Origin of the sequence: Lactococcus sp. LG1074, from assembly GCF_017309525.1 — a bacterium.
Lineage (GTDB): Bacteria > Bacillota > Bacilli > Lactobacillales > Streptococcaceae > Lactococcus > Lactococcus petauri.
Genome location: NZ_CP071293.1, coordinates 1,628,574 through 1,652,514, shown reverse-complemented (window position 1 = coordinate 1,652,514; position 23,941 = coordinate 1,628,574). Strand labels below are relative to the sequence as shown.

Genomic DNA, 23,941 nt, shown 5'->3' with positions numbered 1-23,941 from the left:
CTTTAAGTGGTTTTTTTATTGAGAGCTTTATTAACAGGAGGTTTCCAAGTATCCTCTAGAAAATTACGGACAATCTGACTGAAATTTGTGGGACGAAAATAGAAACTCAGATGGCTTCCCCAAGGGATAATAAAAAACTGACTGTTAGGAATATGCTTTGCAATATCATGCGCATGGGCAGTTTTAACCACATCAAACTGGCCATTGATGACAAGTGTGGGAGCAGTGATATTTTCTAGTTCATTCATATTTTGAAGCACATCTTCTAAAAGAAGTTGCAAAGCAGGTGAGGGTCTACGCAGTAAATGTGCACAAATGTTTAGTGATTTTACTGTGAAGCGTACCAAGCTATAAAGTCCAGCATAGGTGGAATTGCCAGCGTTAAGGATTAAGCGATGTATGCGCGTAGGGTACTTGCTGGCTAGAAGCATTGCAATATTTGCGCCATCGCTGAAACCAAGCAGATTGATAGACTGAAGATCTTCAGCTTGCATCACTTCAAGTACATCCTCCATTAAACGATTAAAACTAAGTTTTTTTCCGCTAAAAAGACTTTTTCCATGACCGCGTGTATCGATTGAAATGCAAGTATAATCACCTTTTAGCCTTTTGATAAGTGGCTTAAAGATATTACTATTTTGTGAGTTGCCGTGCAACAGTAAAAGTGTAGGTCCTTTACCTTCAACTTTATAGTAAATTTTCACCTTATCACTTGTAATAATATATTTTTCCATGATTTTGTCCTTGATGTTAGTATAGCAGATTAGCTTGGGAAATGGGGGCTTGTAAAATAAATGAAATAACTGTAAAATAATCGCTCATATTGGTTGAGTGAAATAATAATTTTTGTTAGAATAAAGTGACCAATAGTTTTATTAAAAAAAGATTATAAAACCAAGATTTTTTGATTGACTTGAGGAGATAAAATTAACAATGGCTGAAAAAAAATATAAACATATGAAGGTAAAGGAGCGTAAAGCTCTACCAAAGGTCACTCTAAGTGCAGCGGCAGTATTAGGCGTCGCTGCTTTTGGTGCGAATGCTCATGCGGATAGTACAACAACTGCTTCATCAGATTTCAAAGTGGTAACGAATGTAGATACTGTGACTCAGAACTCAGAGGTAAACAAGATTGAAGCTGGGGATGATGGGCAGTTGAGCAGTAGTAATTCAGAAAACTCAACGGATTCAACAAATTCAACGGACTCAGTTGACCCAACGGATCCAGTAGATCCAACGGACCCGGTTGACCCAACAGATCCAGTAGATCCTACAGACCCGGTTGACCCAACGGACCCAGTAGATCCTACAGACCCGGTTGACCCAACGGATCCAGTAGATCCTACAGACCCAGTTGACCCAACAGATCCTGGTAAACCTGTGAACCCTGAGAAACCAAAACCAGAAAAGCCGAAACCATCAAAGCCAAAGCCTTCTAAACCAAAACCATCAACGCCAAAACCTAGCACTCCGGCACCGGCGCCTACACCAGCTCCATCTGCACCTAACTATAATTATGTGGCACCCGTTTATTCTGGAGCAAATTATACAGCACAGGATGCGGTAACGACTTATAAACAGGCAAGTACAGATGGCGATTTGAAATTCAATAAAACAAATATTGCAGTACCTCCATTGACAAAAATTAACAACACAACTGTTGAAGATTTTATCAAAAGTATTGCTCCTCGAATTTCACAACTTGCAGGACAAAATAATCTCTATGCTTCTTTAATTATTGCACAAGCTATTTTGGAGTCAGGCTACGGACATAGTAATGTCGCATCTATCTACCACAATTTGTTTAATATCATTGGTGCATTTAATGGACAGTCCGTAACAATTTCTTCGGGAACTTATCGGGCCTATGATAATTTTGACCAATCCCTTGTAGATTACATCAACTTGATGTTGCATGGGACAACTTGGAACAGCAAGATTTATGCTGGAAGCTGGAAGGTCAATAGTGACAGTGTTGAGGATGCAGCACGTTCATTGCAAGGAATTTTTGCTACGGATCCGGAGTATGCGGCTAAGCTCATTCAAATTATTAAAGAATACAACTTGACTCAGTATGACGATATTGAAAACTTGTCAGATGAGTTTAAAAATCTTGATGCTCCTGCAAGTCCATTATTGGAAAAAATGCCGACTGACTTGAAATTCCCAGAATATGATGGCAAACAATATCCAGGTGCCTCAAGCTATGCTTGGGGAAATTGTACACAATATGTGTATAACCGTATCTTCCAATTGGGTGGAAAAATTGGCCAATTCATGGGTAATGGTGGCGTTTGGGGTTCAAACGGTGCCGCACAAGGTTATTACACAACGACTATTCCACAAGTGGGTTATGCGGTAAGTTTCCCACCGGGTGTAGCTGGAGCTTCTGCTGAGTATGGTCACGTTGCTTTTGTGGAAAAAGTAAATAAGGATGGTTCAATCCTTGTTTCCGAAATGAATGTTAAAGGCCTCAATGTTGTGGACTATCGTACGATATCTGCAAGCGATGCAAGTTTATCCACATATATTCAACCTAAAAAATAAAAAAACGGTTCGTAAGAACCTTTTTTTGTTCTTTTTAAAAAAAGTTAAAGAAAAAAATCAGTCCAAAGACTGAGATTATCCACAATAAAGTATGGGATAATTTAAATATAGAGATTGACAGATCTCAGTTCTATAACAGGAGGAACAAAAATGAATAAAAAAGATAGAATTATGGACTTGATGCGTCGGGGAATTATTACCGAAGATGAAGCTTTGGAATTGCTTGATAAATCAAATCCTATGGCTGAAGAAGGCCAAAGCGAAAATAAAGAAAAATTTAATTATACAGATACAGAGGGATTTGTTAACCACGAGGTTGACTTTATGGACTCCTTCAAAGGTATCATGGACCAAATCGTGTCAAAAGGAAAAGTAGTGTTCAAAGATGCTTCGAAAGCAATCGATGACAATATCGACTTCTCTAAAGGCTTTCCAAAAGTAAAATCAACAGTAAAAACTGTGGAAAAAGATATTGACGGCGACTTTCATTCCGTTAATTTAGACATTAAGGCAGGTAAAATTTCCGTTTATCCTGGTGAAAATGCTCATGTAAAAGCTGAATACAGAATTTACGGTGCAGTGGATCAAGAAAAAATTGATGAATATCTGGCTGAAAAAACAAAACTCGAAGTTAACGACGGCGTTTTAGAGATTACGACATCTGATAGCTTGCGTACAGCTGTTAATTTGGAACTTTACTTACCTGAAAAAGTGTATGAAACTTTTGATTTCAAGTTTGCACATGGGGATATTAAAGTAGAAAAAATAGCAGTGGATAACTTAGAGATTGATCAAGTCAATGGTGAAGTTGAACTTGTGGAAACAACCAACAAAGACATTAACGTAACTATTAAAAATGGTGAAATTAAAGTTTTAGATGGTTCAACAAATGTTTTGAAGTTGAATTCAGTCAATGGTAACATTCGAGTTACATCAGCTTTTGAAGATGGAGATGTCAACTTGGTTAATGGGAATATTCTCTTGACACAAAACCAAGATACACCAAGAAAATTAATGGTGAAAAATGTCAATGGTGATGTGAAACTTTCTGTACCAGAATATCTCGGTCTTGTTGGACATGTGCGTACAGTCTTTGGTGGCTATAAAACACGTTTGAACTTGGATAATCCTTTTGAAGCAAGTCGTAACGGTGCGGCAGTCGTTCGTACTGGTCCAGATACTTTAACCTTTGAACTCGAAACAAAATCAGGAACAATCTGGCTTAAAGATATTGACTAAGCAGAAATCCTTCCAAACTTTTTAGAAAGGAAAACATATGTCTAAAAGACAACTTACAAAATCATCGAGTAACCGTATGCTGACGGGGACCATAGCTGGCGTAGGCGAGTATTTTGGCTTAAGTCGTGATATAATTACACTAATGCGTATTTTGTATGTGTTCTTCGCTTTAGGAAGTTTTGGAACACTTGCACTTGTATATATCGTAGCGAGTTGGCTAATACCTAGCCCTCATTAATCATTCGAAGGACAGCTTCTAGAAAGGAAAGAAAATGTCTCAAAAACAATTAACAAAATCACCAAACAATCGAATGTTGACGGGTACGATTGCAGGTATCTGTGAATACTTTGGTTGGAGCCCTGATATCATTACTTTTGTACGGATCTTATATGTCCTCTTAGCTTTCGGAAGTTGGGGAAGTCTTATTCCTGTATACTTTATTGCCAGTTGGATTATTCCAAGTGCTGGAAGTAATGCTGGGAGACAAAACTACCGCAGAACAAATGAAGAAAACTGGTCAAGCTATGCGGACCGTTGGCAAAGCAAATCTTCATCTCACTCATCTGGCCGTAAGATGAAAGAGGCTGAACCAGTTGAAGATGAGAAAAAAGATGACTGGTCAGATTTTTAAAAAATAATAATTCCGAATTTCCTAAACTCCTAATAATATAAATGAAAAAATTAAAACTGGACGTCCATCACGTCCAGTTTTTTAGCGAGATTTCACCGCTTGAGAGAGTTTTTATCTGACCATCTTCAAGGTGAACAATGAGTTGACCAGATGGTGTTAAGTCTACTGCGGTACCTCTATATAAGACTTTATTTTCCTCAAATTCTACTGTTTTCCCAAGAATGAAGGAATGAGTTTTATAAATTTCAAAGAAGTCTCTTTTAGAGAGCTGATGAAATTCTGACCAGATTTTGGCAACAAGCTCAGAGCGTGTTATTGTAGGAGTTTCTGTAAATAATGAGCCAGCTTTGTGAGCGATTGCTTCAGGAAATGTTGAAATATGAAAATTTATTCCGATGCCTAAGGCGACCTGCAAACTCGTATCTGGTTGGACTTGGGCCTCTGCGAGAATCCCTACAATTTTTTTATGATTGAGATAAATATCGTTGACCCATTTAATATCTACTTTCTTTGTGGTCAGTGTTTCAATTGCTGAAACGACAGCTGCAGCGGCAAGCAGTGTGTAATTAGGCAGAGTTCCCAAAGATCCGACAGGCTTTAAGAGGAGTGTCATATAGATACCTCCTTCAGGACTGGCATAGTATTCCCGCCCAAAACGGCCATAAATACCTGTTTGTTTTTCAGACATATATAAAGTGTTGGCTTGACCATCAGCTTTAGCATCCAACTGTGTTGAGATGGATTCATCAAGGATTTTAACGTCGTTTAACCAAGGATTAGCATCTAAAATAATTTTTTTATCTAAAGGATTTTTCATTTAGGCAAAGTATATCAAAAATTCTCTTTTTGTGCTAAAATAAAGGAGTTACAATTTCCGATGGCGGGAGAGAACTCTCCAAGTGAGCAATCACTACCATTAAGCCTGTAACCGAAAAATACTTAAGAAGTAGGGGAAATAAAGAATGTCAGAAAAACGTCTATTCACATCAGAATCAGTTTCAGAAGGACATCCAGATAAGGTTGCTGACCAAATCTCGGATGCTATCCTTGATGCCATTGTGGCACAAGACCCAGATGCACACGTAGCCTGTGAAACAGTAGTTTACACAGGTACAGTTAATGTATTTGGGGAGATATCAACATCAGCTTATGTTGATATTGCTGGAGTGGTTCGTGAGACAATCAAAAATATTGGCTATACAGACAGTGAAAATGGATTTGACTATAAATCAGTCGGTGTCCATGTTTCACTTGTAGAGCAGTCACCAGATATTGCCCAAGGGGTAAACGAAGCAGAAGAAGTTCGTGGTAAAGATGGAAAAATCATTGATCCACTTGATCTTATCGGTGCTGGTGACCAAGGGATGATGTTTGGTTATGCAACCAACGAAACAGAAGAATATATGCCACTTGCGATTTCACTTAGCCATAAGCTAGTGAAAAAATTAGCAGACTTACGTAAGTCAGGTGATATCAGCTACCTTCGTCCAGATGCAAAATCACAAGTTACAGTAGAATATGATGAAGCAGGACAAGTTAAGCGTGTAGATACAGTGGTTATTTCAACACAACACGCAGCTGAAGCTACTAATGAAGAAATTCGCCGAGATGTTATTGAAAAAGTAATCAAGGAAGTTATTCCGGAAAATCTTCTTGATGATGAAACAAAATACTTTATTAATCCAACAGGTCGCTTTGTTATTGGTGGACCTCAAGGAGATTCTGGTTTGACTGGCCGTAAGATAATCGTAGACACTTATGGTGGGTACGCACCTCATGGTGGTGGTGCTTTCTCAGGTAAAGATGCCACAAAAGTTGACCGTTCAGCTTCATACGCAGCACGTTATGTTGCCAAAAATATTGTTGCTGCCGGTTTGGCAGATAAAGCTCAAGTCCAATTGTCTTATGCGATTGGTGTAGCTACACCAACCTCTGTAAATATTGAAACCTTTGGTACTGGAAAAGTTTCTGACGACATCTTATTGGCAGCTATCCGTGAAAACTTTGATTTGCGTCCGGCTGGTATCATCGAAATGCTAGATTTGCTCCGCCCAATTTATGGACAAACCGCCGCTTATGGTCATTTTGGTCGTACAGACATTGATCTTCCATGGGAACGTTTAGACAAGGTTGAAACACTTAAAGAATTGCTTTAAACAACAAAACTGTGTTATTATGCACAGTTTTTTTATTTTATAAAAATGCTATAAAGGACGTTATTACGCAGTTGCTTTACTGGTTTTACTAATCATAATCTTTCATCTTTCACTCTTCAGGATATCATGCTTTTAAAATCAAAATGTCAAAAAGTTGAAAGCGGTAAAATACTTAATTGAAATATATCCTAAAAAATGGTAAAATATAGGTAGTGTTTCTCTGCAAACACATATGAATTATAATCAAGCTATCTGCCTTATTGAACCGCGATAAGGCAGGTATGAATAAAAGGAGACAAATGAACGTCATATCACTCGTTCTGCTTGTCTTGTTGATTGTATTGGTTATTGCCTTTATTTTTTATGCCCAAAATATTAAGAAAAACAAGCAAGATGCTGAGAGTCTTTTTATGCAGGCAGAAAACAAGGCAAATGAGATAACGGCAAATGCACAGCGTGATGCTGCTCTTGTAAGAAAAGAAGCGGAAATCCTGAGGGACGAAGCAGAAGCATTCAAGAAAGAAGCGCGCTTTAATCTTCGCGAAGAAGAACAAAAGCAACGCCGTGAAATCGAAGATGAATTTAAGCAAGATCGTAAGGAGTTAAAAGAAACTGAACAACGCCTAAAACAACGTGAAGAAGTTCTAGACCGTAAGGATGATAAACTTACAAATAAAGAACGTAGCTTAGACTCTAAAGAGGAAGCGCTCTCTAAAAAAACTGATACACTCAATAAACGTGAGCAAGAACTTTTAGAAATTGAAGAAAAGAAACAAGAAGAATTAGAACGTATCGCTGCTTTAACAAAAGATGAAGCGAAAGAAATCATTCTTAGTGAAACCCGTGATGGTTTAACCAAAGAAATGGCACAGCTGATACGTTCAAGTGAAGAAAAAGCACATGCTGAAGCTGATAAACGTGCGAAAAACATTGTTTCACTTGCAATCCAACGTGTCTCTAGTGATTCGGTTGCTGAACAAACGGTATCAGTAGTTACTTTACCAGATGATGGCATGAAGGGACGGATTATCGGACGTGAAGGTCGGAATATCCGCACCTTTGAAGCCTTGACGGGTATTGACGTAATTATTGATGATACTCCAGAAGCTGTTGTATTATCTGGCTTTGATCCGATTAGACGTGAGATTGCACGAATGACCTTGGAGCAACTGGTTCAAGATGGTCGTATTCACCCTGCACGTATTGAGGAACTTGTTGAGAAAAATCGCAAAGCATTGGATCACAAGATGCGCGAGTATGGCGAACAAGCTGCCTTTGAAGTGGGAGCACATAACCTCCATCCAGATTTAATGAAAATCATGGGTCGCTTGCATTTCCGTACTTCTTATGGTCAAAATGTTCTTGACCATTCAGTTGAGGTGGCAAATGTTGCTGGAAACCTTGCTGGAGAGATGGGCGAAAATGTGAGTCTTGCAAAACGTGCCGGCTTCTTACATGATATCGGTAAAGCTCTGGATCATGAAGTTGAAGGTAGCCACGTCGAGATTGGTACAGAACTTGCACGTAAGTACAAGGAAAATCCAGTCGTTATTAATACTATTGCGAGTCACCATGGAGATACAGAACCAAACAGTAATATTGCTACTTTGGTTGCTGCAGCTGATGCTTTAAGTGCAGCACGTCCTGGGGCACGTCGTGAGTCGATTGAAAATTATATTAAACGTCTGCGTGATTTGGAAAATATCTCAACAAGCTTTGACGGTGTTGAAAGTGCCTTTGCATTACAGGCAGGACGTGAAGTTCGTGTCATGGTTAAGCCAGAAAAGCTTACAGATGATCAAATCGTAATTCTTGCACGAGATGTGAAAAATCGTATTGAAGACGAGATGGATTATCCAGGAAATATTAAAGTTACAGTTATTCGTGAAACACGGGCTATTGACTATGCAAAATAAAAAGTACTCCCAGCAGTACTTTTTTATTTTGAAGAAGAATAAAAAAGTTATGTTACAATTAAATTAATTAAAGTTACTTTGTGTTACGCAAAGTGGATATATAAGCCCAACTTTGCTAGAATAGATTGTAAACAATAAGTGAGGTTAAAAAGATGCCCGAACGTGGTTTATTAATTGTCTTTTCTGGTCCTTCGGGAGTAGGAAAAGGTACTGTCCGTGCGAAAATTTTTGAAAATGAAAATAACTTTGATTACTCTGTATCAATGACAACACGTGCACAACGCCCTGGTGAAGTAGATGGAAAAGATTATTATTTCCGCACACGTGAAGAGTTTGAAGAAATGATACGTAAAGGTGAGATGTTAGAGTATGCTGAATATGTCGGCAATTACTACGGTACACCTTTAACCTATGTCAATCAAACTTTAGATGAAGGTAAGGATGTATTTCTTGAAATCGAAGTGCAAGGAGCCTTGCAAGTTAAGGAGAAAGTACCAGATGGTGTATTTGTCTTCTTGACGCCCCCGGATTTGGAGGAGCTACGTGGTCGACTTGTTGGCCGTGGTACTGATAGTGCAGAAGTAATCAATAACCGGATGATGAAAGCAAAAGAAGAAATTCGCTTGATGAGTGAATACGACTATGCTGTTGTCAATGATAAGGTTGAACTTGCTGCAGAACGTGTCATCAAGATTATTGAGGCAGAACATTATCGTGTCGATCGTGTAATGGAGCGTTATGCACATATGATTGAGAAGTTAGACGAAGACGGTAAAAATTAAAAACAAGAGGCTTGAGATTTTAGCTGAAAGACGCTTAGGTTGTTTTAAAGTAAGAAGAACCCATTGGTGACTGAGATCCAATGAAACAGCGTACAGAAAAGAAAAGAGGAAACTGATATGATGTTAGAACCTTCAATTGACAAATTACTCCAACACGTGGATTCAAAATATTCACTCGTTGTTTTGGAAGCCAAACGTGCTCATGAATTGCGTGATGGCGAACGTCCTACAATGGAATTTAAATCTGTTAAACGTACATTACAAGCCTTGGAAGAAATCGCGGCAGGAACAGTAACGATTCACCCTTCGCCAGATGCTAAACGTGAAACATTGAAAGAAAAACGTGAATTAGAACGTCTTCAACAAAAAATGGCTGAAAAACTTATCCGCGAACAAATCGCGAAAGAAGAAGCCGAAGAAGAAGCAAAACAAAAAGGTAATCGTGCAGCTAAAGCAGCTGCAGCTGCAGCTGAATAAGAAATGGTACCAGCTTTCAAAGATTTATTTTATATAGAAAATCTTTGGAAGTTTTTCTTTATCCCAAATTCAGAGTTGACATTCGGTTAGCTCTTTTTGCTATAATTAAATTACTATATTTAGATACAGAAGAAGTAAGCAGAGGAGAAAAATGTTCAAAAAAACAGCACGAATTATTGTAGATGTTCCTCTGATGCAGATAGACAAACCGTTCTCCTATGCTATTCCTACAGAATTGCAAGAGTTGATTGAGCCAGGAATGCGCGTTCATGTTCCCTTTGGTAAAGGCAATCGGCTGGTTCAAGGAATTATTATTGAAAGTGTAGATGAGGAAGAAGAGGGACTCAAAGAAATAGCGGAGCTGCTCGACTTAGAGCCTGTTTTGACAAAGGAACAACTCCGCTTGGCAGATGAAATGCGCCATACTGTCTTTTCTTACAAAATTTCTTGCCTTAAAGCCATGTTGCCTAATTTATTGAATTCAAGCTATGATAAGATTTTGACTAATCAAGAAGGCATTCAAACCAAATGGAGCGCGCTTAGTGAAAGTCAAAAAGTCCGAGCATTAAAAGATGTCAAGTCAGGAAAGTTATCCGTTAACTACTCTGCAAAGTCAAAAGAAAATAAGAAAACAGAAAAGTATTTAAAGGCTAATGCTAAATTGGCTACCTTTGAGATTGGCAAAGCGGCCAAAAAAAGAGCAGAATTGAAAGATTATCTTTTAAACCAAGAAGCAAGTGTGCGTCAAAAAGACTTACCATTTTCTTCGGCTATCATCAAGTATTTTATAGAAAATGAACTTGTTGAAGTGACTGAAAAAGAGATTTCAAGAACAGCGGCTGTTTTTGAAGCTGTCGTTCCTGATAAAGCAAAAGTTTTGAATCATGAGCAGCAACTTGCCTTTGAGGCAATTGTTTCTTCTGCAGAAAAGCCCTTTTTACTGGAAGGAATTACAGGATCAGGAAAGACAGAAATTTATTTACAGGTTATTGAACATTTTTTGGAAAAGGGACAAACTGCAATTATGCTGGTGCCTGAGATTTCTCTAACACCACAAATGTCTAATCGTTTTATTGCGCGCTTTGGGGAAAAAGTTGCGATTATGCATTCGGGACTTTCGGACGGTGAAAAATATGACGAATGGCGTAAGATAAAGGAAGGACGAGCTCAGGTTGTTGTGGGGGCGCGTTCCGCTATCTTCGCACCTTTAGAAAATATTGGGGTTATTATTATTGATGAGGAGCATGAAACAAGCTACAAGCAAGATTCGAGCCCACGTTACCATGCCAGAGATATTGCCTTATTACGTGCACAATATCATCATGCACGGTTAGTTCTCGGTTCAGCGACCCCTAGTCTCGAAAGCCGAGCACGTGCTCAGCGAAATGTTTATCATTTATTGACACTCACACATCGAGCTAATGACCAAGCTTTCCTACCTGAAGTTCAAATCGTAGATATGCGTAATAACCTTAGTGACAAGTCGGCCAATTTCTCAGATATTTTACTACAAAAAATTCGCGAAAAAATTGAGCGAAATGAACAAGTAATCTTGATGCTTAACCGTCGGGGTTATAGTTCTTTTGTGATGTGTAGAGATTGTGGTTTTGTTGTTGAATGCCCGAACTGTGATATTTCTTTGACCCTTCATATGGATACAAAAACTTTGAATTGCCATTATTGTGGTCATCAAGAGGGGATTCCACAAACATGTCCGAGCTGTCAAAGTCGAAAAATACGGTATTATGGCTCAGGTACGCAGAAGGTTCAAGAAGAATTAGAAAAACTTCTACCAGAAATCCGCATTTTACGTATGGATGTTGATACAACAAAAACAAAAAATGCCCATGAGAAAATTTTAAAGAAATTTGGTCATCATGAGGCAGATGTACTTTTAGGAACACAAATGATTGCGAAGGGACTGGATTTTCCTAATGTGACACTGGTCGGTGTGATTAATGCGGACACTGGTTTAAATCTCCCCGATTTTCGAGCAAGTGAGCGCAGTTTTCAGCTGCTCATGCAAGTTGCAGGACGTGCTGGGCGTGCGGATAAAAAAGGTGAAGTTATCATCCAAACATTTAATCCAGGTCACTATGCGGTTAAACTTGTTGCTGATCAAGATTATGAAGCCTTCTACCGTCAAGAGATGTATTACCGGCAACAACTTTCTTATCCGCCCTATTATTTTACGGTTCAGATCTTAGTTAGTCATAAGGATGAGGATACAGTTGCAAAAAAAGCTTATGAGATAGCAAGCATAATTAAGGCCAGTTTATCAGAGAAGGCTAAAATATTAGGACCAACTCCAAAACCTATTGCACGAACACATAATCTTTATCATTATCAGATACTGGTGAAGTATCGTTTTGAGGAGCAACTGGAAGAAGTCTTAAATCAGGTCCTTGATTTAACACAAAAACGTGAAAATAAAGATGTTAGAGTTCTTATCGATAGTGAACCCCAAAGTTTTGTATAAAAATGACAAGCTACTTGTCGTTTTTTTTGTGGAACATTGTCTGAATTTTATCAGGTTTTCATTGCTTACATTTTTAAAGTTAGCACTATATGTTGTGTTGTGTTATAATTAAAAATGCCTTTAACCACTACATGTTGTGTTTGTGCGTTGGAGCGATTTTGAACAAAAAAAGTGTGTTCATGAGATCAATGAACCTTTTCAAATAGTATTCTGGGAGTAAGAATACAAAAAGTTAGGAAGGAAAAAATGGCAGTGTTAGTATTAGCTGGAACAATTGGAGCTGGCAAAAGTTCACTTACAGAGATGTTAGCAGAAGAGCTGGGAACAGAGGCGTTCTATGAGAGTGTAGATGATAATGAGGTTTTGCCTCTCTTTTATCAAGATCCACAAAAATATGCCTTCTTGTTGCAAATCTATTTTTTAAATAAGAGATTTGACTCGATTAAAAGAGCACTTTCGCATAACAATAACGTGCTTGATCGTTCAATTTATGAGGACAGTTTGCTTTTTCACCTGAATGCAGATTTGGGACGAGCAACAGAGATTGAAGTAGAGGTTTATGATGCTTTACTGGAAAATATGTTAGAGGAAATCAATACGCTAACTTTTAAAAAGCGCCCTGATTTATTGATTCATGTAAGTGTATCTTTTGAAAAAATGTTGGAACGTATCCAAAAAAGAGGACGCGAATTTGAACAATTGGAATACGATAGTTCATTGTATGGCTATTATCAAGAGTTAAACAAGCGTTACGAAAAATGGTTTGAGGATTTTGATATTTGTCCTAAAATTCAGATTGACGGCGATAAGTATGATTTTGTTGAGGATGAAGAAGCAAAATTGTTTGTCCTTGAACAAATTAAAGATAAACTCGCAGAAATTGAGAAGGAGAACAACAAATGAATCTGACTGTTTTCTTATCGGCTCGTGATGGGAAAAATCCGACACATTTATTACGTAGCAAGAAACTCGGTGAAGCGATAACGCGTTGTGGACATACCTTAGTTTATGGAGGTTCCCAAGAAGGATGTATGGGTGCTGTATCAGATGCGGTGCTAGAGAATAAAGGACAAGTTATTGCTGTTTACCCGGATGGGGTTTTGCCTTTAGAACCACCTCGCCAAAATGCAACAGAGCTCTATCTGGCCAAAAATATGGATGAACGCAAGCGCAAGTTGATTGATCTGGGCGAAGCATTTATTATTTTGCCTGGAGGATTTGGGACAATGGAAGAAGTTTTTCAACTCTTGACAGAAATGAGTATTGGGCAAACAGCAATTCGCCCAGTTATTTTCATTGATAAAGACTTTTATCTTCCTTTATTTAATATGATTCAACAACAAACCCAAGAAGAAATGTTATCTTTAGAAGTTTTAGAAGCCGTTCATCTTGTTGAAACAACCGAACAAGCAATGGAGTTATTAGGAGATTTAAATTATGAACAAGCCATTTGAACAGGCAGTAAAAGTATATCTTGCAGCACCCTTTTTCAGCGAGAGTCAAATTCAAAAAGTGAAAAAATTAGAAGCAGCACTTGCAAGTAATGAAACAGTAGCGTCTTATTTTAGTCCGATGCGTTGCCAACGTCCAGAAGGATTAGCAGAGGATATTGAGCCATTTACACCAGTGTGGGCAAAAGCTACGATGGAAAACGATGTTAAAGAAGTTGAAGCTGCTGATGTGATTGTTGCCATCTTGGATTATGATGGCCAGGATACTGATTCGGGCACTGCATGGGAATTAGGCTATGCGATTGCGAAAGGCAAACCGACTTTCTTAGTACGTTTTGAGGAAGATGTACCGGGAAATATTATGCTCACAGAGCGAAATACCGCCTTCTTTACCGAAGCTGAGCAAGTAGAAACATATGATTTTATGGAAGCTCAAACTATACCTTATACCGGCAAATATATATAGTTATTATTTATTTTTTATTCATTTCGGGGCGAACAAATAACAAAAAGAGAGGTATTGATTTTCTCTCTTTTTTCTTTTTTATCGTAAAGAAGAGTTATGCTGAGTTGAAAGCCTATAATTAAGGGTATGAAAAGGAATAGGGAGTAAGAAAATGTTATAATAAAGGGCACACATTTTTTATAGGATAAGAAAAAATTTTTTATGAAAAATAAAAGAGGAGGATAAAGAGCACGAGTAACCTGTTCAAGGAAATTATCATGAACTTGAAATATTAAGAAAAAGGTTTAGACAACGTGTTAAAATAATACTATGACAAAAACGAAAATCATATTTATGGGGACACCTCAGTTTTCTCAAACGGTTTTGCAAGGATTAATTGATAGCCAACGTTATGATATTTTAGCTGTGGTGACGCAACCAGATCGTAAGGTGGGACGTAAGCAAGAACTTCGACAAACACCTGTAAAAGAGTTAGCATTGAAAGCTAACTTGAAAATTTTACAACCAGAGAAATTATCTGGTTCACCTGAAATGGAAGAATTGTTAGCCTTTGGCGCTCAAGGTGCAGGTATTGTAACGGCAGCCTTCGGACAATTTTTGCCGGGGAAATTGCTTGATGCAATGGCTTTTGCGGTAAATGTTCACGCGTCTTTATTGCCTAAATACCGTGGCGGAGCACCTATTCATTATGCAATTATGAATGGCGAAAAAGAAGCAGGCGTGACCATTATGGAGATGGTTAGAAAAATGGATGCAGGCGATATGGTTGCAAAAGCTTCTACTCCGATTTTAGAAGAAGATAATGTAGGTACAATGTTTGAAAAATTAGCTGTTGTCGGTCGTGATCTTCTTCTTGAAACACTCCCTCTCTATGTTGCAGGAGAAATCAAGCCAGAAGCACAGGATGAAACGCAAGCTACTTTTTCGCCAAACATTAGTCCTGAAGAAGAAAAAATAGACTGGACAAAAAATAATCGTCAAATCTTTAATCAGATTCGTGGTATGAATCCTTTCCCTGTGGCACATACCACATGGAATGAAGGGCGTTTCAAAATCTACAATAGTCGTCCCATTGACACAGACAAACACGGACAGCCTGGCGAAATCATTGACAAAACAAAAAAATCGCTCGTAGTGGCAACAGGTTCTGGTGCCTTAGAACTTTTAGAAGTACAGCCGGCTGGAAAGCCCAAAATGGATATTGTTAGTTTCCTCAATGGTTTAGGACAGAAAGTAAATATAGGTGATCAATTTGGCAAGTAATGCAAGACAAGTCGCACTCGATGTGCTTAATGATATTTTTGGGAATGATGCGTATGCGAATATCGCCTTAGATAGAACGTTACGTGAGGTACAACTTTCGGACTTAGATCGTAATTTTGTAACGGCTTTGGTCTATGGTGTAGTGTCCAAGGAAAAACTTTTGGAGTGGTATCTAGAGCCTTTCTTTAAAAAACAACCGAAACCTTGGGCCAAGATGCTTTTGATAATGACTATATATCAAATCCTTTTTATGGATAAAGTGCCAACTTCAGCTGCGGTTGATGAGGCTGTTAAGATAGCTAAACGTAAGGATGGACAGCAAGCAGGAAACTTTATTAATGCTGTTTTACGTAATTTTATGCGGTCAGAACGCCGAAATGAAGAACCAAAAACTTGGGAAATCAAATATTCTATGCCGAAACTTCTTTTGGATAAAATGGTACGTCAGTTTGGTGGGAAACGTACAGGAATGATTTTAGAGAGCTTAGAAAAACCAAGTAAAGCCAGTCTCAGAATAATTGATCCTCAAGTTACTATTCCTGACACAGTTCCTTCAGAACTCTCGCCGGTTGGCCGTGTGGCAGACCATGGTAATTTTGCTCATAGCCAAGCATTTATTGAAGGAAAAATGACCATTCAGGATGAGACAAGTCAGTTGGTAGCCCCACAACTTGATTTAACGGGAAGCGAGCGGGTTCTTGATGCCTGTGCTGCCCCAGGAGGTAAAACAACACATATCGCTCAATATCTTGATACAGGACATGTTACAGCCTGTGATTTATACGATCACAAGCTAAAGCTCATTGAAGACAATGCGGAACGTCAAGGCGTGTGGGAAAAAATTACGACAGTCAAAGCCGATGCAACACAATTAGAAGAACGTTTTGCAGATGATGAGGACTTTGACCGCATCTTGGTTGATGCACCGTGTTCGGGTATTGGTTTAATTCGTCGCAAACCTGATATTCGCTATCGTAAAGAAAGCTCTGATTTTCTTAATTTACAGGAAATCCAACTAAGAATATTGGACAGTGCTTCGAAAAAGCTGAAGAAAAATGGTATAATGGTTTACAGTACCTGCACAATTTTTGATGAAGAAAACTTTGAGGTAGTCAATAAGTTCCTTGAGGCTCATCCAGAATTTGAACAGGTTGAAATTTCGCACGAAAAAGAAGATATTGTCACAGACGGTTGTATTTTCATTACACCGGAAATGTACCATACAGATGGTTTCTTTATTGCGAAATTCAGAAAACTTTAATTCTTTTATAAGGAGCAAAAGTGGAATATAGTATTTTATCAGACATTGGTATGAAACGTACTGCCAACCAAGACTTTGCAGGCACTTATGTTAACCGCGCAGGTTATCGTCTTTTTCTTTTAGCAGATGGTATGGGTGGTCACAAAGCAGGCAATGTCGCTAGTAAATTAACCGTAGAGGATTTGGGGAAATTGTGGTCCGAATCATTTTTTGATGATGGCACACCTGTTGCGACAATGGAAACATGGCTTCGCAATCAAATCCGTAATGAAAGTGAAAATATTGCAGATTTAGGTAAACTAGATGAATATCAAGGGATGGGAACAACTCTTGAAGCTTTAGTGATGCAAGAAGGACAAGTCATTTCGGCTCACGTTGGTGACAGTCGTACCTATCTCATTCGTGATGGACAATTGCAAAAAATTACAACAGATCATTCTTTAGTTCAAGAACTTGTTGATGCAGGTCAAATTACTGAAGAGGAAGCTGAAATACACCCTAACAAAAATATCATTACACGTTCTCTTGGCCAGTCAGCCGAAGTACAAGCTGATTTACAAGCTGTTGATGTTCAGCCAGGGGACTATCTGTTGATGAACTCTGATGGTTTGACCAATATGATTTCTGCTGAGGAAATTTTAGAAGTTGTTTATTCTGAGGCTAGTATTGAAGAGAAAACGGAAATACTTGTAGGTCTTGCAAATGAAGCAGGTGGTCATGACAATATCACAGTAATCTTGGTGAAAATTGACGAAGAGTCTGCAGTGGTGAATGAAGATGTGGAGGTTGACTGATGATTCAAATCGGAAAAATCTTTGCAGATCGCTATAAAATCATTAAAGAAGTTGGTCGTGGTGGTATGGCTAATGTTTATCAAGGTGAAGATACGTATCTTGATAATCGGCAAGTCGCTATTAAAGTTTTGCGTTCTAATTTTGAAAATGACAATATTGCCATTGCTCGTTTTCAAAGAGAAGCATTCGCAATGGCAGAACTTTCTCACCCCAATATCGTTAGTATTTCTGATGTAGGAGAGTCTGAAAATCAACAATATATCGTAATGGAATATGTTGATGGTATGACTTTAAAGCAATACATCAATGAACACGCCCCTTTATCAAATGATGAGGCAGTGAATATTACTTCAGAAATACTTTCGGCTATGGAATGTGCACATAACCATGGCATTATTCACCGGGATCTGAAACCGCAAAATGTGTTACTCTCACAAAGTGGTAACGTGAAAGTGACGGACTTCGGTATTGCCAAAGCCTTAACAGAAACGAGTTTAACACAAACGAACACGATGTTTGGTAGTGTTCACTACTTATCGCCAGAACAAGCGCGTGGTGCCAATGCAACGCTTCAGTCAGATATTTATGCTATTGGTATTATCTTGTTTGAGTTGTTGACAGGGCAGATCCCGTTTGATGGTGATTCTGCCGTAGCCATTGCCTTGAAACATTTTCAGGAAAATGTACCCAGCATTATCAACATCAACAAAAATGTACCTCAAGCGTTAGAAAATGTCGTAATCAAAGCAACAGCTAAAGATATCGACAATCGCTATGCGAATGTTGAGGAGATGATGACAGATCTCGCTACGGCTACCAGTTTGGATCGTAAAGGAGAACCGAAACTTACCTTTGATAAGGATTTAGATGCAACTAAAGCTTTGCCTAGTAAGTTAATTAATCCTTATGATACGAAGCCATTAATTGATCATCCGCAAGCTGAGCAAAAGGATGAAGCTAAAGATAAAGCGTCTGAAGATAAGGCAAAAACAGATTCTGAGCCAAAAAAGAAAAAATCACGCAAAGGCTTAATTGCTTGGATTATCCTTGCCCTTGTACTTATTGCAGGCGGCATCACAGCTTGGATGATTACAACACCTCAAAATGTTTCTGTTCCTGATGTGACAAATATGACACAGGCAGAAGCAGAAAGTAAACTGAAAGAGAAAAATCTTGCTGTAGGAAATATTATTCCCGAACTAAGTACGACGGTTGAAAAAGATAAAGTAACACGTACAAATCCTGAATCTGGATCAAATGTCCGAAAAAATAGCAAAGTAGATATCTATGTCTCACAAGGTGCAACCGGCTTCAAGATGGACGACTATGTAGGTCAAAAATATGAAGACGTTGTTGACGAGCTTGTTTTGAATAAAAATATCAGTAAGAGCCAAATTAAGGTTAACTACGTGACAAGCTCCGAAGATTCTGGCACTATTGTGAAACAAACGCCAGCTAAAGGAGAGTTTTTCGATCCGACAGGTAACGATCAAATTACATTTGATGTATCCGAAGGCGAGACAGTAATTATGCCTGCGCTTGCTCTTACTTCAGGTGGATTAAGCTCAACATCAGCAATCAGTTACCTCAATCAGCTTGAAAGTCTTGGTGTTCCTACATCCAATATAACTTTTGTTGATGCTAGCACGGCTAGCAAGGTTTCAAGTTCTAACCTCGATGGTTATTATGTAACACAGACCAGCCCTGAATCAGGAAAAGAATTTAATCCTTCAAATACAAAAATTACATTGACAGTGGCTAAAGCTAACAATAGTAATACTGGTGGCAATCAAACGTCAGAAACTACAACTGAAACAACTCCGGAAACAACACCAGAGACGACTCCAGAAACAACACCAGAGACTTCACCAGAACAAGGTAAAGACTCTTCCAACCAAGAAAAAGATTCTTCATCAAACAATGGAGACACGAATAGTACAACGGAACAAGCGTCTTGACACAAAAAAAACTTCCAGATATCTGGAAGTTTTTTATATAGTAAAAGAAAAAAACTGCCCAAAGGCAGTTTTTTCTGAGTCTTAACGACGAAGACCGAGTGAAGCGATAAGTTCGCGGTAACGTTGAACATCTTTTTCACGAAGGTAAGCAAGAAGGTTACGACGGTGACCGATTTTTTTCATCAATCCACGGTAAGTTGCGTGGTCTTTTTTGTGTGATTTGATGTGGTCGTTAAGGTGGTTGATTTCCCAAGTCAAAACAGCGATTTGAACTTCAGGTGAACCAGTATCGCCTTCAGTGCGCGCATATTGCTTGATGATTTCTTGTTTTTTTTCTTTTGAGATTGCCATGAGTTTTTCTCCTTTTTATTTAGTGCTCATACCGAGTAGAGCGCAGGCAAAGCGCAAAACCAAGAATGAGTTGTAAAAAACTACCTACTTATCTTACACTATTTTTAGACTTTTTACAAGCTTATTAGGTAACAAAAGCTGTTTTAGTTTAAGGTATTTTCTTTTTCAATCGTTGCAGTGATTGCATCAATTACTGTGGCTACAAAATGATTTTGTTCTAAAGAAACAACACCGGCAACAGTGGTCCCGCCAGGACTTGAAACTTTATCGACCAAAGTCCAAGGACCTTCACCTGATTCCAAAATCATTTGAGCAGAAGCTGCAACGGTTTCTGCAACGATTTTGGTAGCTTGATCTTTAGGAATACCATGAAGAACACCAGCTCGGCTCAAAGCATCAACAAACATATAGATATATGCAGGACTAGAACCAGCAATCGCTGTGAAAGTAGAAAAATCTTTTTCAGCAACTTCATGAACAGTACCGATGGAAGAGAAGATTTCTTGAGTCAACTGATAGATATCAGAACTTACATACTCATTACGTACAATCGCAGAAGTCGATTTTTGAATTTGTGCGTTAATGTTTGGCATTACGCGAATGATAGGAAAGTCATATGTTTTAGACATGTCTGATAAGGCTTCCAAATCGAAACCGGCTACGATAGAAATAAGGGTTTTATCTTTCGTAAACAGAGGGGAAATTTCTTCCATGATGTCAGGCAAAATTTGAGGTTTGACAGCCATAACGATAAGATCAGATTGTTCAACGAGCTCACCATGTGAATGACTAGCAAACACACCCAATTTATCAGCTTGCTCCTGTGTCTTTCTCAAATCACGTCCCGAAATAAGCACGCGGACATTTGACTTATCAAGTCCAGTAATGATAGCAGATGCCATCTTACCGACACCTATAAAACCAATTGTTTTCATTTTATCTCCATTTTCTTTATAGTAGAACTTCCTTCATTTTAGCATATATTTTAGCATATATTTTAGCATATTTATAGAAACAAAGACAATAATTAGAAATACTCTTAGAATGTGATATAATCGATGTATATTCTATTAGAAATTTAACAAGTTTTGGAGGCCATATAAAATGGAAAAATATGCAATTATACTCGCGGCTGGAAAAGGCACGCGCATGAAATCGTCTTTACCAAAAGTTCTTCACAATGTGGCAGGAAAAACAATGCTAGGTCACGTTTTACAAAGTGTGAATCAAGTGGATATGGAAAAACGTATCGTGATTGTTGGGCATGAAGCAGATAAAGTTATTGAAACTCTTCCTAAAGGAACAAACTTTGTGAAACAAGATGAGCAATTAGGAACTGGCCATGCGGTTCGTATTGCCTCAGATTTACTTGAAAATGAAGAAGGTGCAACTTTGGTTATTGCGGGAGATACACCTTTAATTACAGGCGAAACTTTAGAACAATTATTTGAGTATCATGTGGCGCAAAAAGCTACCGCAACTATTTTAACAGCTATTGCACCAAATCCTACAGGCTATGGACGTATCATCCGCGATGCTGAGGATTGTGTGGAAAAAATTGTGGAGCAAAAAGATGCTTCTGCAGAAGAGCAAGCTATTCAAGAAATTAATACAGGTACTTATATCTTTGATAACAAGGCTTTGTTCTCAGCGCTTGAAAATCTCACAACGGATAACGCACAAGGTGAATACTACTTGACAGATGTTATCGAAATTTTCAAAAAGCAAGGAAAAACTGTTACGGCCCATATTTTAGAAGACTTTGATGAAAGTCTTGGTGTAAACGATCGTGTTGCTTTAGCACAAGCAGAAAAAATTATGCGTCGTCGCATCAACCATCAACATATGGTTAATGGTGTGACACTTATTGATCCAGAAACAACTTATATTGATGCAGATATCGAAATCGGTGAAGAAACGGTCATTGAACCAAATGTACAAATTATGGGTAATACCGTTATTGGTAAGAAAACCTTGATTACAAGTGGAAGCCGCATTGAGAATTCAGAAATTCATTCTCATTGTGAAATCCGTTCGTCATGGATTGAAAGCAGTAAAATGAACATTATGAGTAATGTTGGACCATATGCTCACTTACGCCCAGGAACGGTTCTCAGCGAAAAAGTTCATGTGGGTAACTTTGTTGAAATCAAGGGCTCAACACTCGGTAAAGGAACAAAAGCCGGTCACCTTACTTACATTGGTAATGCAACAGTTGGTGAAAAAGTGAACTTCGGTGCTGGAACAATCACTGTAAATTATGATGGTCAAAATAAATACAATACGGAAATTGATGATTTTGCCTTTATTGGTTCTAACTCAACATTAGTAGCACCACTTCGTGTGGGTAAAAACGCCTTGACTGCTGCCGGCTCAACCATTACTAAGGATGTTGCACCAGAAAGTATCGCAATTGGACGTTCACGTCAAGTTGAAAAGTCAGGTGCTGCACGTCGCTTGCCGCATTTTCGTGGTGAGTAAAAAATAAGAAAATAAAGATAACGGAGATAAACATGCGAGAATTTGACGAGAAAAAGTTTGAAGAACCCACTTTGTCTCGTGAGCAAATTTTTCACGGACAAATTTTTCGAGTGGTAAAAGACTTAGTAAGTTTACCAGATGAAACAATGGCAACAAGAGAGCTAGTTTTTCATAATGGTGGTGTTGCTGTTGCACCAATAAGTGGAGATAAGCTTGTATTGGTAGGACAATATCGTAAAGCTTTTGAAAAATTTATTTATGAAGTGCCTGCGGGGAAACTAGAAGCCGATGAGTTGGATGACCCGAAAGCCGCCGCTTTACGTGAATTAGAAGAAGAGACGGGCTACACAGCAGAACAACTTGTCGAAATTACGAGCTTTTATGGTACACCTGGTTTTTCTTCTGAAAAAACATATCTTTATTTCCCTATTGGACTCACGAAGGTTGAAAACCCTCGTCCGAAAGACGAAGGAGAATTTCTTGAAATGATTGAAGTGACGCTTCCGGAAGCTAAGACAATGATTGAAGAAGGGCAAATTTGTGATGCTAAGACAATCATGGCTGTTTGGTACTGGGAGCTGAAAAATCTGAAAAAACAAGGAGATTTAGATGCCTAAACCACTTTTGACAGATGATATCATTGAGGATGCAGAGCGAAAAAGAAGACGTTTAGAGAGAAGTCTCAAAGAAGAATTAGAGCAAGATCGAGAAATATCAGAGAAATACGATAAACTTGAACGTGATTTATCAAAAAATGCGGTTTATAAAAGTCGCCGCATTGAAAATGCCAAGCAGAAAAAACGAAGTAGTCGTGTAAACAAATGGCTCCTTATTACTTCGCTTGTTGTAATTGGGATAGGAATTTTGTTTTTCTGGTACTATTTCTAAACGATATCTATACCTCACATATATGTGGGGTTTTATTTTAAACTTTTATACTATATAATGTACTTACCACAATGAAAGAAAAAGGAGAATAAAAATGAAATTAGGAATTATTTGTGCAATGGAAGAAGAGCTCCGTACTCTTGTAGAAAATCTTGACAATGCAAGTAAGATTACACGTCACGGTTATGTCTTTCATACCGGATCAATAGGTCGTCATGAGGTTGTACTGGTCCAATCAGGAATAGGTAAAGTGATGTCTGCAATGGCAGTTACTTTGTTGGTTGAAGTTTTTTCCGTTGAAGGGATTATTAATACAGGTTCTGCTGGTGCGGTTAATCACGAATTAAAAATAGGCGATGTTGTTGTTGCTGACAAGCTTGCTTATCATGATGTTGATGTTACAGCTTTTGGCTATGCTTTTGGGCAAATGGCGCAACAGCCGCTTTATTTTGAGAGCAGTAAATATTTTGTTTCAGAGCTTAAAAAAGCGATTGAGAATCCTGTTGTTGGTCTGATTACAAGCTCTGACAGCTTTATTTCTAGCGACGGCCGCATTGCTGAAATTAAAAAACACTTTCCAGATGTTTTGGCCGTTGAAATGGAAGGGGCTTCGATTGCCCAAGCAGCAACAGCCTTGAAAAAACCGTTTGTCATTATTCGTGCGATGTCGGATACAGCAAGCCACGATGCAAATGTGAAATTTGATGAATTTATTATTGAAGCTGGTCGCAAATCTGCCCAAACATTAATGAATTTTCTGAACAATATGGAATAAACGATAATTAGCTGACTTTTTCACC

The 23,941-nt window shown here is 38.4% G+C and carries 24 protein-coding genes; 20 read left to right on the top strand and 4 right to left on the bottom strand.

Annotated elements, in window-relative coordinates:
- Positions 1-2: 2 nt before the first annotated feature.
- A complete protein-coding gene (locus J0J36_RS08270) occupies positions 3-734 on the bottom strand; it encodes an alpha/beta fold hydrolase (protein ID WP_019292179.1) in 732 nt (243 codons plus the stop codon).
- A gap of 199 nt (positions 735-933) precedes the next feature.
- Here J0J36_RS08270 and J0J36_RS08265 point away from each other — a divergent pair, with 199 nt between their 5' ends.
- From J0J36_RS08265 to J0J36_RS08250, 4 genes are all read left to right on the top strand, one after another.
- The gene (locus tag J0J36_RS08265) at positions 934-2,547 is read left to right on the top strand and encodes a glucosaminidase domain-containing protein (RefSeq protein WP_019292178.1); all 1,614 of its coding nucleotides are present in this window, start codon (positions 934-936) and stop codon (positions 2,545-2,547) included.
- 150 nt (positions 2,548-2,697) lie between these two features.
- Positions 2,698-3,786 (top strand): DUF4097 domain-containing protein, encoded by a 1,089-nt coding sequence (locus tag J0J36_RS08260; protein WP_017370546.1) that lies wholly within the window; start codon positions 2,698-2,700, stop codon positions 3,784-3,786.
- Between the two features lie 37 nt (positions 3,787-3,823).
- Entirely contained in the window at positions 3,824-4,024 is a 201-nt protein-coding gene (locus tag J0J36_RS08255; protein WP_017369124.1) for a PspC domain-containing protein, read from the top strand.
- A 34-nt stretch (positions 4,025-4,058) separates the two neighbouring features.
- Positions 4,059-4,418, top strand: a complete 360-nt coding sequence (locus J0J36_RS08250) for a PspC domain-containing protein (RefSeq protein WP_017370547.1) — start codon at positions 4,059-4,061, stop codon at positions 4,416-4,418.
- A 67-nt stretch (positions 4,419-4,485) separates the two neighbouring features.
- Here J0J36_RS08250 and J0J36_RS08245 read toward each other — a convergent pair whose 3' ends face one another.
- On the bottom strand, positions 4,486-5,235 hold the full coding sequence (locus J0J36_RS08245; RefSeq protein ID WP_017370548.1) for a biotin--[acetyl-CoA-carboxylase] ligase: 750 nt from the start codon (positions 5,233-5,235) through the stop codon (positions 4,486-4,488).
- A 145-nt stretch (positions 5,236-5,380) separates the two neighbouring features.
- Here J0J36_RS08245 and metK point away from each other — a divergent pair, with 145 nt between their 5' ends.
- From metK to pknB, 12 genes are all read left to right on the top strand, one after another.
- The gene (metK, locus tag J0J36_RS08240) at positions 5,381-6,574 is read left to right on the top strand and encodes a methionine adenosyltransferase (RefSeq protein WP_017370549.1); all 1,194 of its coding nucleotides are present in this window, start codon (positions 5,381-5,383) and stop codon (positions 6,572-6,574) included.
- 299 nt (positions 6,575-6,873) lie between these two features.
- On the top strand, positions 6,874-8,490 hold the full coding sequence (rny, locus tag J0J36_RS08235) for a ribonuclease Y (RefSeq protein WP_017370550.1): 1,617 nt from the start codon (positions 6,874-6,876) through the stop codon (positions 8,488-8,490).
- Between the two features lie 152 nt (positions 8,491-8,642).
- Positions 8,643-9,272 carry a guanylate kinase gene (gene gmk, locus J0J36_RS08230; protein ID WP_017369120.1) on the top strand — a complete coding sequence of 210 codons (630 nt, stop codon included), beginning with the start codon at positions 8,643-8,645 and terminating at the stop codon, positions 9,270-9,272.
- A 117-nt stretch (positions 9,273-9,389) separates the two neighbouring features.
- Positions 9,390-9,749 (top strand): DNA-directed RNA polymerase subunit omega, encoded by a 360-nt coding sequence (gene rpoZ, locus J0J36_RS08225; RefSeq protein WP_003133436.1) that lies wholly within the window; start codon positions 9,390-9,392, stop codon positions 9,747-9,749.
- 151 nt (positions 9,750-9,900) lie between these two features.
- Positions 9,901-12,228 (top strand): primosomal protein N', encoded by a 2,328-nt coding sequence (locus tag J0J36_RS08220; RefSeq protein ID WP_017370551.1) that lies wholly within the window; start codon positions 9,901-9,903, stop codon positions 12,226-12,228.
- A 246-nt stretch (positions 12,229-12,474) separates the two neighbouring features.
- Positions 12,475-13,131, top strand: a complete 657-nt coding sequence (locus J0J36_RS08215) for a deoxynucleoside kinase (RefSeq protein WP_019292455.1) — start codon at positions 12,475-12,477, stop codon at positions 13,129-13,131.
- Entirely contained in the window at positions 13,128-13,682 is a 555-nt protein-coding gene (locus J0J36_RS08210) for a TIGR00730 family Rossman fold protein (protein ID WP_017370553.1), read from the top strand. Before J0J36_RS08215 ends, J0J36_RS08210 begins: the two co-directional genes overlap by 4 nt.
- Entirely contained in the window at positions 13,666-14,145 is a 480-nt protein-coding gene (locus tag J0J36_RS08205; RefSeq protein WP_017370554.1) for a nucleoside 2-deoxyribosyltransferase, read from the top strand. The genes J0J36_RS08210 and J0J36_RS08205 overlap by 17 nt, the downstream gene beginning before the upstream one ends.
- A 309-nt stretch (positions 14,146-14,454) precedes the next feature.
- Positions 14,455-15,408 (top strand): methionyl-tRNA formyltransferase, encoded by a 954-nt coding sequence (gene fmt / locus J0J36_RS08200; RefSeq protein ID WP_017370555.1) that lies wholly within the window; start codon positions 14,455-14,457, stop codon positions 15,406-15,408.
- Entirely contained in the window at positions 15,398-16,669 is a 1,272-nt protein-coding gene (gene rsmB / locus J0J36_RS08195; RefSeq protein WP_017370556.1) for a 16S rRNA (cytosine(967)-C(5))-methyltransferase RsmB, read from the top strand. Before fmt ends, rsmB begins: the two co-directional genes overlap by 11 nt.
- A gap of 20 nt (positions 16,670-16,689) precedes the next feature.
- Positions 16,690-17,463, top strand: a complete 774-nt coding sequence (locus J0J36_RS08190; protein ID WP_017370557.1) for a Stp1/IreP family PP2C-type Ser/Thr phosphatase — start codon at positions 16,690-16,692, stop codon at positions 17,461-17,463.
- The gene (gene pknB / locus J0J36_RS08185) at positions 17,463-19,421 is read left to right on the top strand and encodes a Stk1 family PASTA domain-containing Ser/Thr kinase (protein WP_019292453.1); all 1,959 of its coding nucleotides are present in this window, start codon (positions 17,463-17,465) and stop codon (positions 19,419-19,421) included. Before J0J36_RS08190 ends, pknB begins: the two co-directional genes overlap by 1 nt.
- Positions 19,422-19,502: 81 nt before the next feature.
- Here pknB and rpsO read toward each other — a convergent pair whose 3' ends face one another.
- Both rpsO and proC read right to left on the bottom strand, forming a co-directional pair.
- Positions 19,503-19,772: a 30S ribosomal protein S15 gene (rpsO, locus tag J0J36_RS08180; protein WP_017369110.1), complete on the bottom strand. Its 270-nt coding sequence runs from the start codon at positions 19,770-19,772 to the stop codon at positions 19,503-19,505.
- A 143-nt stretch (positions 19,773-19,915) separates the two neighbouring features.
- Positions 19,916-20,707, bottom strand: a complete 792-nt coding sequence (proC, locus tag J0J36_RS08175; RefSeq protein WP_153925345.1) for a pyrroline-5-carboxylate reductase — start codon at positions 20,705-20,707, stop codon at positions 19,916-19,918.
- A 169-nt stretch (positions 20,708-20,876) separates the two neighbouring features.
- Here proC and glmU point away from each other — a divergent pair, with 169 nt between their 5' ends.
- The 4 genes from glmU to J0J36_RS08155 all read left to right on the top strand — a co-directional run bounded on the left by glmU (position 20,877) and on the right by J0J36_RS08155 (position 23,916).
- Positions 20,877-22,253: a bifunctional UDP-N-acetylglucosamine diphosphorylase/glucosamine-1-phosphate N-acetyltransferase GlmU gene (glmU, locus tag J0J36_RS08170; protein ID WP_017370560.1), complete on the top strand. Its 1,377-nt coding sequence runs from the start codon at positions 20,877-20,879 to the stop codon at positions 22,251-22,253.
- A gap of 32 nt (positions 22,254-22,285) precedes the next feature.
- Positions 22,286-22,870 carry an NUDIX hydrolase gene (locus J0J36_RS08165; RefSeq protein ID WP_017370561.1) on the top strand — a complete coding sequence of 195 codons (585 nt, stop codon included), beginning with the start codon at positions 22,286-22,288 and terminating at the stop codon, positions 22,868-22,870.
- Positions 22,863-23,141, top strand: a complete 279-nt coding sequence (gene macP, locus J0J36_RS08160) for a cell wall synthase accessory phosphoprotein MacP (RefSeq protein WP_003133453.1) — start codon at positions 22,863-22,865, stop codon at positions 23,139-23,141. The genes J0J36_RS08165 and macP overlap by 8 nt, the downstream gene beginning before the upstream one ends.
- Before the next feature lie 94 nt (positions 23,142-23,235).
- Positions 23,236-23,916 (top strand): 5'-methylthioadenosine/adenosylhomocysteine nucleosidase, encoded by a 681-nt coding sequence (locus J0J36_RS08155; RefSeq protein WP_017370562.1) that lies wholly within the window; start codon positions 23,236-23,238, stop codon positions 23,914-23,916.
- Positions 23,917-23,941: the final 25 nt, after the last annotated feature.